The organism is Aerococcus sp. L_32, from assembly GCF_050689315.1.
The window spans coordinates 1-1,820 of the sequence record NZ_JBOEQF010000387.1 but is presented as its reverse complement, the minus strand read 5'-3'; the positions used below and the strand labels follow the sequence as shown (position 1 = coordinate 1,820).

The window sequence follows — 1,820 nt, the reverse complement described above, 5'->3', positions numbered from 1 at the left end:
ATATATATTCAATACACGATCTATAAATGATTACTACACAGACTTAAAAAGAAGCCGTTGGCTTCATAAGTAAAATAAAATCATTTTTACAAAAAGGAGGCAATTATCCATGGAAATTATCCCTGCTATTGACCTGATTGATGGCAAAAGCGTTCGCCTGCAACAAGGTGACTATGACAAACAAGTCGTCATGCCAATGTCAGCAGCCGAAGCGGTGACCTACTACAGCCAATTCCCACAGGTGACGAGAATTCACGTGGTGGACTTGATTGGCGCTACTAAACAAGCGGCTGTTGAAGGTGACACTGTTGAAGTTTTAAAATCTCTAACTGATATTCCTTTAGAAATCGGTGGCGGTATCCGCGACTTAGAAACTATCGATTTATACGATAAATTAGGCATTGACTACTTCATTCTAGGTACAAGAGCTATCATGGATGTGCCTTGGTTAAAAGAAGCAGTCGCTAAGTATCCTGGCCGTATCTATGTTGGTCTAGATTGTAAAGATGAAGCGATTTATATCAATGGTTGGAAAGAGGCATCTGGCCGCTACATAAAAGAATACCTTGATGAAATTGCCGACTTAGATATCGCTGGCATTATCTATACTGATATTTATAAAGATGGCATGGAAGCCGGCCCTAATGTAGAGAAGACGGGCCAAATCCAACGTATCACCAAACACCAAGTCGTTGCTTCTGGCGGTGTGAGGAGCCGGCATGATTTAGATGCCCTCCAAGCACAAGGCGTAAACCAAGCAATTGTCGGAAAAGCTGCACAGAATCCAAGTTTTTGGGAAGGACTGTAAAAAATGAAAAAAATTATTCCATGTTTAGATACGCGCGACGGTAAATTAGTCAAAGGTGTTCACTTTGTAGATGTAAAAGAGTTAGGGGACCCCGTTGATTTTGCCAAAAAATATTCAGACGCAGGTGCTGATGAATTAGTCATCCTAGATATTACGAAAACGACTGACGGTCACCAATTACGTACGCAAATGATTGCGGATGTAGCCAACGCTATTGATATTCCATTGACTGTTGGTGGGGGAATTGCCTCTGTTCAAGATATTCAAGACGCTCTTGATGCAGGTGCCAGCAAAGTCGGTATTAACTCAGCGGCTGTAAAAAATCCTGACTTCATTAATGAAGCGGTAGCCAAATTCGGTTCTGATGCTGTAACGATTGCCGTAGATATGGCTTATGATGAAGCGAAAGGTGACTACTTCGTGTACACTAACGCAGGTCAAACGCAAATCGACATTAACGCCCTTGAATGGTGTAAAGAGTGTGAAGAACGCGGTGCTGGCGCCTTACTAATCACTTCAATTGATACTGACGGTGCCTACACAGGTTTTGATATTCCATTCTTGAAATTGGCTTCTGAGACAGTTTCGATTCCAATTATCGCTTCAGGTGGTGCGAGCGGTATCCAAGATTTCATTGACTTGTTCCAACAAACAAACCTAGAGGCAGGACTTGCGGCATCTATTTTCCACAAGGGAGAAGTAGCGATCGAAGATTTAAAAGCAGCACTTATCGCAGAAGGGATTGACTAGTAAATGACAGCAATTGATTTTGGCAAAAACGGTGGGCTTGTCCCAGCTATCTTGCAAGATTACCGGACAAATCAAGTCTTAATGTTGGGTTACATGAATGAAGAAGCTTACGAACTAACGGTAACTGAAGGTGTAGCTTGGTTTTATTCACGTTCTAAAGGACGTCTTTGGAAAAAGGGCGAAACTTCAGGCAACTTGCAAGAAGTGGTAAAAATTGAGTTGGACTGTGACCAAGATACCCTATTGGTACAGGTACGCCCAA

General features: G+C 42.2%; 3 protein-coding genes. All 3 read left to right on the top strand.

Features of this window, described 5'->3' with window-relative positions; all coding sequences use genetic code 11:
* Nucleotides 1-109 precede the first annotated feature (109 nt).
* Nucleotides 110-808, top strand: coding sequence for a HisA/HisF-related TIM barrel protein (locus tag ACRCJ0_RS13215; RefSeq protein ID WP_431390716.1), 699 nt, complete (start codon nt 110-112; stop codon nt 806-808).
* 3 nt (nt 809-811) lie between these two features.
* Complete coding sequence (hisF, locus tag ACRCJ0_RS13210) at nt 812-1,558, top strand: imidazole glycerol phosphate synthase subunit HisF (RefSeq protein ID WP_026465728.1); 747 nt, start codon at nt 812-814, stop codon at nt 1,556-1,558.
* Between the two features lie 3 nt (nt 1,559-1,561).
* Nucleotides 1,562-1,820 (top strand): phosphoribosyl-AMP cyclohydrolase (locus ACRCJ0_RS13205; RefSeq protein WP_431390715.1); only part of this gene is annotated, 259 nt, incomplete at its 3' end.